Source organism: Stenotrophomonas sp. 05L44_2 (genome assembly GCF_056665995.1).
This window is the reverse complement of sequence record NZ_JBFTNR010000396.1, coordinates 1-7,548: the sequence shown is the minus strand read 5'-3', so window position 1 is coordinate 7,548 and position 7,548 is coordinate 1. Positions and strand designations below refer to the sequence as shown.

7 protein-coding genes are annotated in these 7,548 nt (G+C 66.5%); 2 read left to right on the top strand and 5 right to left on the bottom strand.

Going from position 1 to position 7,548, the window contains the following annotated elements; all coding sequences use genetic code 11:
* From AC1VAN_RS14275 to AC1VAN_RS14265, 3 genes are all read right to left on the bottom strand, one after another.
* The coding region (locus AC1VAN_RS14275) for an LLM class flavin-dependent oxidoreductase (RefSeq protein ID WP_480986034.1) at positions 1 to 743 on the bottom strand (743 nt) is incomplete at its 3' end.
* Positions 744 to 746: 3 nt separating this feature from the next.
* Positions 747 to 1,328 carry an FMN reductase gene (msuE, locus tag AC1VAN_RS14270; protein WP_442252002.1) on the bottom strand — a complete coding sequence of 194 codons (582 nt, stop codon included), beginning with the start codon at positions 1,326 to 1,328 and terminating at the stop codon, positions 747 to 749.
* A gap of 51 nt (positions 1,329 to 1,379) precedes the next feature.
* A complete protein-coding gene (locus AC1VAN_RS14265; RefSeq protein WP_480986035.1) occupies positions 1,380 to 3,785 on the bottom strand; it encodes a TonB-dependent receptor plug domain-containing protein in 2,406 nt (801 codons plus the stop codon).
* A 319-nt stretch (positions 3,786 to 4,104) separates the two neighbouring features.
* Between AC1VAN_RS14265 and AC1VAN_RS14260 the strand changes: the two genes are divergently transcribed.
* On the top strand, positions 4,105 to 5,106 hold the full coding sequence (locus AC1VAN_RS14260; RefSeq protein ID WP_080148995.1) for a helix-turn-helix domain-containing protein: 1,002 nt from the start codon (positions 4,105 to 4,107) through the stop codon (positions 5,104 to 5,106).
* 75 nt (positions 5,107 to 5,181) lie between these two features.
* Positions 5,182 to 6,423 carry a hypothetical protein gene (locus AC1VAN_RS14255; protein WP_480986033.1) on the top strand — a complete coding sequence of 414 codons (1,242 nt, stop codon included), beginning with the start codon at positions 5,182 to 5,184 and terminating at the stop codon, positions 6,421 to 6,423.
* Between the two features lie 24 nt (positions 6,424 to 6,447).
* Here the strand turns inward: AC1VAN_RS14255 and AC1VAN_RS14250 are convergent, their stop codons facing one another.
* Both AC1VAN_RS14250 and AC1VAN_RS14245 read right to left on the bottom strand, forming a co-directional pair.
* Positions 6,448 to 6,948 carry a hypothetical protein gene (locus tag AC1VAN_RS14250; RefSeq protein WP_442251999.1) on the bottom strand — a complete coding sequence of 167 codons (501 nt, stop codon included), beginning with the start codon at positions 6,946 to 6,948 and terminating at the stop codon, positions 6,448 to 6,450.
* Positions 6,949 to 7,038: 90 nt separating this feature from the next.
* Positions 7,039 to 7,548, bottom strand: a 510-nt coding sequence (locus AC1VAN_RS14245; protein ID WP_480986032.1) for a TetR/AcrR family transcriptional regulator, incomplete at its 5' end; no start/stop codon positions are given.

Below are 7,548 nucleotides of genomic sequence, written 5' to 3'. Positions count from 1 at the left end.
TCCACACCCTCGGTGGGCACCAGCACCCGCCCCACCGCCACCCGGCGCAGACTGCCCACTGGCAATGCCGCACGATAGGCCTGCAGGTGCTGCAGCTGGGCGCCAAAGAAGTCATCACTCAGCTCGGCACGGTTGACGTTGCCCAACAGCAGATGCAGCCCCTGCTCACCCGCAGAACGCGCCGACTGCAGGGAGCCAGCGCCATACCAGACCCGGTCCACCAACCCCGGCGCATGTGGCTGCAGACGCGGGCGATAGCGCGTGGCGGCGTTGCCGACTTCGGCATCGGCGGCGCCCAACGGTTCACCACGCAGCGCTTCCAGCAACCGCGCCACCCGGCCATGGGAAAAGTCGATGCGCGCAGGGTCGCTGTCGTACAGCAAAGGCCCTACCAGCTCCCCGTGCGGCGGCGCGCCAGTACTGACGCCTACCTGCAGCCGGCCACCTGCCAGCGCATCCAGCAATGACAGGTCCTCAGCCAGGCGGAACGGTGTTTCGTAGCCCAGCTGGATGACCGCACTGCCCAGTTCGATGCGCGTGGTGTGCTGGCTGGCCGCCGCCAGGAACACCGCTGCCGAGCTGATGCCTGGCTCCAGGTGCCGATGGCGCACCCACGCGCCGTCATAGCCCAGCTGTTCGGCAAACGCGATCAGCGCCAACGTCGCGTCCAGGCCTGCGCGTGGTTGTTCCGGCAGATAGCTTCCCGGCGTGAGGAACGCCAGGTGCCGCAGCTGCACCGCCACGTCCTAGGCGATCCTGCGCAGCGGCGCAGGCAGCACCGCCGCCAAGGGTGCTACATGTCCAGCAGCACGCTCGGCCGCCAGTTGGATGCGCGCCTGCAGTGCAGCGCTGTTGATCCGGTCGCCGTCGAAGTCGGCCGGCGTGGCATAAACCCCGATCGGCAGCGTATGCGCCTGCAGGAAGCTGAAGAGTGGACGCAGCTGATGGTCGATCACCAGCGCGTGGCGCTCACTTCCACCGGTAGCCGCCAGCAGCACTGGCGTATCCACCAGCGCGTCCAGCCCGATGAAGTCGATCAGGTGCTTGAACAGGCCCGGATAGGACCCGCGATACACCGGCGTGGCCGCCACCAGCAGCTGCGCCGACTCAATCGTGGCCAGCGCGCGTTCCACCTGCGGCTCCACTTCACTACGCTGCAGCGCCTGCCCCAGCGAGCGCGCGATCGGCGCCAGCTCGACCAGCTCCACGCTGATGTTGACCCGCTCGCGCAGTTCTTCCAGCAGATGCCGCACCAGCAGCAACGTGCGCGACGTCGCCGAACTGGTCGGCGACCCCACCAATGCAACCACCTTCAATGCAGAAGACATGACCCCTCCTCGGTAGCGCCGGGCCATGCCCGGCGACGTTTCACATGAACCTCAGAACCGGTAATTGACGCGCCCGTACCAGAACGTCCCGACGTTGCTCAGCACATCACCGCTGTCCCAGGTGGTCTCGATGCTGGCCACATCGGTGGCGCTGCGTGCGTACGCGGGCACTTTGCGGGTGCGCTTGTCGAACAGATTGTTGATGCCCAGCGCCGCGCTCCAGCCCGCGCCCAGCTCGACGCCACCGGACAGGTTGGTCACCAGCACCGGCGGCTGCTTGTACTCCACGCCGTTGTTCAGGCGCTTGATCGGGCCGTAGTAAGTGAAGTCCACGTTCGAACGCCAGCGCCCGTTCTGCCAACCCAGCCCCGCCACCTGCGTGTACGACGGCGTGCGGAAGCGCAGCGCGTACTCGCTCGACTTGGTCAGCAGGTTGATGTTCGGCAGCCCCTGCAACGCCTGCGGAATCGCACTCACTTTCTGGATGGTGGTGCGGCCCACGTTGGCCGCGTAGCTCCAGCGCAGCTTGCCCCACTGCGTTTCCTGGTTCGCCTCCAGGGTCAGCTCCACGCCGCGCGTGCGGGTGTCGCCCACGTTGGTGAAGTAGCTGGCATAGAACGCATCACCGGGCAGGATGCTGATGCCGGCCGTGCCCAGCAGCGCATCGATGGTGTTCTTCTGCGCGGCGGTCAGCACGGTGCCACTGTTGTCGGTCACCCGCGCCGGGTCCTGCGCGTTGTAGCCGATCTGGCTGGACTGGCCCAGCTGGCCACGGATGTCGATCTGGTACGCATCCACCGCCAGATGGAAGGCCGGACTCGGGTCCCAGGTCACGCCGAGGCTGTAGTTGGTGGCCTTCTCCGGCTTCAGTGGCGTAGCGCCCAGCGCCACTGCTGCCGGCGAAGCGACCTGCGCCACCAGCGTGGTACCGCACGGGCAGCTGCCGGTGGCCTGGTAGAACTGCGCGCCCAGGCTCGGCGCGTGGAAGCCATTGCTGACCGTGGCACGTACGCCCAGCGCATCGGTGACGTCGAAGCGCGTGGTCAACCGACCGGTCGACACCGTGCCGAAGTCCGAGTGGTCTTCCCAGCGCGCGGCGGCGTCCAGGTACCAGCGCGACGTGATGTTGGTCGCTGCACCGGCGTACACCGCCTTGCTGTTGCGGGTGGCCTTCACCGCATCGGCAGTGGAGTAGCCAACAAAGGCAGCCGCACCAAAGCCAGTGTACGACTCCCACTGCCCTGCCCCGCGTTCGTACTGTTCGTGCTGGTACTCGGCACCGGCGCTCACTTCCAGTGGCGATGCGAAGGCCGCCACCTCGAAGCCGCGACGCAGATCAAGGTTGGCGATGCCCTGCTGGTAATCCAGCTTGCCGTCATAGAAGTCGGTCGGCGAGCCCGGGTACGGCAGCGAGTAGTTCACCGAATTGCGGGTGTAGGTGCGCACCGTGTTGCGGTTGCCGGTCAGGCTGAAGTCGTAGTCCCACCCCGCAACCTGGCCCTTCACCCCAGCCGTGCCGGTGTACTGCTTCTCCTTGGTTTCCAGCACCGGCAGGAAGCCATCGGGAAACACGCTCAGCACGCCCGGCGCCTTGTAGGTGGTGAAGATCGTTGCCGGCAGGCGGAAGTTCTGGATCGCCTGCGCGGTGCGGTCGCTGGCGGTCGCATTGGCGTAGAACTGGGCGTTCTCGCCCAGGCCATGGCCCACGTTCACCGCGAAGGCCTTGAGCGCATACGACGGCGAGCTGAGGATGATGTTGGCCTCGGCATCGCGCCCGGCCTCGGCCGGGTTCGGCGTCGCTCCAGCCGGCAAGCGGTTGTTTGGACGCAGCGCCACCAGGTTGCCGTTGCCATCCACGGCGGGATAACTCAGGTAGCCGTCGATGTAGCGCCGCGTACGGATCGCATGGTGCTGGCGCGTGCTCTCGCCGGACAGGTTGATGAAGCCATCCTCACCCCACGGCAGGCCGATGTTGGAGCGCACGCTGGTGCGGCTGCCGTCGCCATCGGTGCTCTGCCCGCTCTCCACCGACACATCGCCACCGTGCGCCTGCGATTTCAGGATCACGTTGATCACTCCGGTGATCGCGTCCGAACCATAGATGGCCGAAGCACCGTCGCGCAGCACCTCCACATGGTCGATGGCCGACACCGGAATCAGCGCCAGATCGGCCCAGGCGTGGCCGGGATAGCCGCCACCGTTGGCGCCACTGACATACGCGCTGGCGTTGCGGCGCTTGCCGTTCACCAGCACCAGCGTGTAACCCGGCGACAGGTTGCGCAGCTGGTAACCGCGGATCAGGCTTTCCTGGTCGCTCTGGTAACCGCCGATCTGGCTGAGCGATGGCAGGCTGCGCTGCAGCGCTTCCAGCAGGTTGGCCTGGCCGGTAGCGGCCAGGTCCTCGGCGGAAATCACGTCGATCGGTGAGCGTGGACAGCGCAGGAATGTGGGCAGCAGGCATGGGGGCTCGTGGGGGTGGGCCGGAGACACGCCTCCATTCAAGAGCCCACGCCCAACACGTAACAGCGGATATCGCGTCATGTGACCGTCACATCGCGCCAGCCACATGACCGCTGGTAATGACCTTACGCAGCCTGCACACACCGGGTCGGATCCCTTTCCAAAGGAAAGGGCTCTGACCCCATACACGCGAATCCGCAGGGTCAGAGCCCTTCCTGCGGAAAGGATCTGACCCCGGTCTCCATATACCCTGCGGGCATCACCTCATGCCCGCGCGCCACTCAGCGGCACGTGCCTGCGTCGGTAGCATCAAGCCATGCCCACCCTGTCTGCCGATCCGACCGCGCCCACCGTCGCCATCGTGGCCTGCCACGGCCAGGGCCTGTTCGAATTCGGCTGCGCGGTCGGCCTGTTCGCACCCATCCGCCCTGAACTGGGCGTGGCCTGGTACCGCACCCAGCTCTGCGCTGGCGAGCCCGGTGCACTGCGCATGCTCGGCAGCGCGCAGGTGCAACTGCCCTACGATCTGAGCGCTGTCGACGACGCCGACATCATCGTCATTCCCGGTTGGCGCGAACCCAGCGAGCGCCCGCCGCAGGCGTTGCTTGATGCCCTCACCCGCGCCCACGCGCGCGGCGCACGCATCACGTCCATCTGCTCCGGTGCATTCGTGCTCGCCTGGGCCGGTTTGCTCGATGGCCGCCAAGCCACCACCCACTGGCGCCTCACCGAAACGCTGGCGCGCGAATTTCCGCGCATCCACGTGCGCGACGATGTGCTGTACGTGGACGCCGGCAGCATCATCACCTCGGCCGGCTCGGCTACCGGCATGGACATGATGCTGCACATGGTGCGCAAGGATTACGGCGCGCGCGTGGCCAATCTGGTGGCCGAACGGCTGGTGCTGGCACCCTGGCGCGATGCCGAACGCAGCCAGCGGGTCAGCCGCGCGATCCCGCTGGGCGAGCCCACGCGGCTGGCGAAACTGATGGAATGGATGCGCCGCAACCTGCGCGAGCCGCATTCGTTGGGCAGCCTGGCCGAACAGGCCGCACTCAGCCAGCGCACCCTGCAGCGGCAGTTCCTCGAAGCCACCGGCCTGTCGCCCATCGATTGGCTCATCCGCGAACGCGTGGCCTACGCACGCGAACTGCTGGAAACCACCGACCGTCCGCTGCAATGGGTGGCCGAACAGGCGGGGTTCGGATCGCAGGAATCGTTCCGCCGGCACTTCCGCGGCATGGTCGACGCCAGCCCTATCGAATACCGCAACCAGCACCGCAGTGGCCTCAGCGCCGACCGGCTGGTGGGTTGCTGACAGCACCTCCGTCTTTCCACGCAGCCACCCAACCGGCAAGATGCAGGCACGCCCTGGCCTGCCGATGGAACGGTAATGACTGCTACCCCGTACAGGAACTACCGCTTCGGTATCGGCGTCTCGCTGGTCCTGGCCAGCCTGCTCGCCGCGCTTGGCCTGATCGCGGTCTGCACCCCGAATCTCGGCTGGGGCGTGGTGGCGTTGATCACCCTTGCGCTGTGGATCGGGGTGCCGCTGCTGGTGCTGCTCCTGCTGGCCTGGGGCCGCTACATGGTGCGCGAGCGCGGGCACGTGCCGGGCCGGGTGCATGCCCTGATGTTCGTGCCCACTGTCCTCACCCTGCTCATCTATCCGCTGGGTGATTCACTGCGCGGGCGCTTGGATACCGCCACCGGTGGCTCGCGTGCGGCCATCGCAGAAGCGCACATCAACCTCAGTGGCCATGCACTGTGGCTGGACACCTCACCCTATGCCGCCACCTACTCCGGCGCGGGACCGGACCAGCCCATGCAAGGCGACACCCCCGAGCACTTCGTTGCCTTCCACCGCTATCCGAACGCGCAATCCGATGCAGACAGCGCCTTCCCCTACGACAACGCTCGGCTGAAGCCCGGGATCGAGCGCTACCGCTATGGCGCGCCTTCCGAAGGCACTGCAAGCACCCTGCCCCTGCGTCGCCAGTCCTATCCGGATACCACAGCGCTCACCCGCGTGTGGGGCACATCGGGCGGGCCAGGCATCGTGCACCTCTACTACCACTATGCAGACCACGTCGAGGTTGCCCCCGCGCTGGCGCGTCTGGCCGGCGCTACCGAATACGAGCTCGAGCGCAGCCGCGTGGAAGGGCTGGTGCAGTTCAAGACGCACAACTACGGCGCCGCGCCGATCGTGCGCCTGGAAATCAATGGCGCGACGCTGGACATCGGCGACGACGCCATCGCGCCCATTCCTGCGCCCCCCGCCGCGTGCACGGCGTCCAACCACACCACCGGCGTCGCGCTGTTGAATTTCGACCAGCCGTTGCAGGCTCGCTGGCAGACTRCCGCCGCACCGCAGGTATGGCATCGCGCACGCGTGCAGGTTCCTGCATTCCGCCAGCCACAGCCACTGGATGGCCAATCCACCCTGCAGCGCGTGCTGCTCTATGTTCTGCCCGACGGCACGATGGCAGCAGAGCGTTACGTGGAAGTGCTCGCGGGCAATTCCCGGCGTGGCATCAAGGCCACCGGCCTGCCTGCCAATGCGGCGGCACACGCGACGTGTGGCAGCGCCTACGCCACTTACGGCGAAGACGCACCAGCGCCGCTGGCGGACTGATCATCCGGACTGTCCCTTGCAGCGTCAGACGCGTGCGCGTGCGTTGCCCGCATGTATCCGCCAGCACTGCGCCACGAATCCAACCGCAAACACCACCGCGCACCCCAGCAACGTCTGCAGGATCACCGGCGCCAACGGTGCAGGCGCAATCGGGTGCGCCACCGGCAAGCGTGTCAGCGTTTCATTCACGCCTGGCACCAGCGACAGCAGGAAGCTGAAAGACAGCGCGAACGTGGACAGATAGGGTGCCAATCGCCCAAGGAACCGCAACCGAGCCGCCAACACCCCACCGAACGCAATCAGCAGAATCACCACACCAAACGCGTGGCCAGGATTGAGGCCCCCGGTGCTGGAGACGGTGAACGAGGTCACCACCGACAGCACCAACCCCAGCAGATAGAGCTTGCCGGCGCGTGTAGCCGGATCAATGGCCCGATACCGGATGAAACCGAACAGGCCGGCAGCGATGAGAACCAGGCTGATCGCGGTGTGCACGATGCCCAAGGAAGAAAGCGGATGACTCATGGCGACCTCTGCTGGAGTTTTGAACCTACTAGTAGGTAGGCTTCATGGGCAAAAAGAAGGCCCGCTCCACGCAGGCCTTCGTCGAAACATTCAGACCGCCGGCACCAGCCGGGCAATCGACAACCGTGCGAGCGCCGCGAACGTCGCCGCATCACCAAACCCACGCGCGGCCAGCATCGCGCCGTGCACCGAGGCCATGAACGCCTTGGCCTCATCGGCAGGCGTGCCCTGCAGCCTCAGCTGCCCCTGCGCCGCACCCTTTTCCAGCGTGATCGTCAGCCAGCCGCTCAGATCCTCGAAATGCCCGCGCACTTCATCGGCAATCTCGTCGGGGATCATCGGCGCTTCGGCCGCCAGCATCGCGCAGATGCAGAACGACGRGGTGCCACCGGCAATGCAGCTGGACCAGTAATCCACGTAGGCGTTGAGCGCCAACAAAGGATCGCCCAGCTGCCGGTCCAGCAGCGCCAGGCCTTCCCGTGCCTCTGCCCGGTACAGCTCCACCACCGTCCGCACCAGATCCGCCTTGCTGGGGAAATGGTGGTGGATGCTGGCCTTGCTGATGTTCACCCGCGCGGACACGTCGGCATAGCTGAAACC

Coding starts and splice junctions, on each gene's coding strand:
- msuE (WP_442252002.1), bottom strand. CDS start 1,328: ATGTCTTCTGCATTGAAGGTGGTTGCATTGGTGGGGTCGCCGACCAGT.
- AC1VAN_RS14260 (WP_080148995.1), top strand. CDS start 4,105: ATGCCCACCCTGTCTGCCGATCCGACCGCGCCCACCGTCGCCATCGTG.
- AC1VAN_RS14250 (WP_442251999.1), bottom strand. CDS start 6,948: ATGAGTCATCCGCTTTCTTCCTTGGGCATCGTGCACACCGCGATCAGC.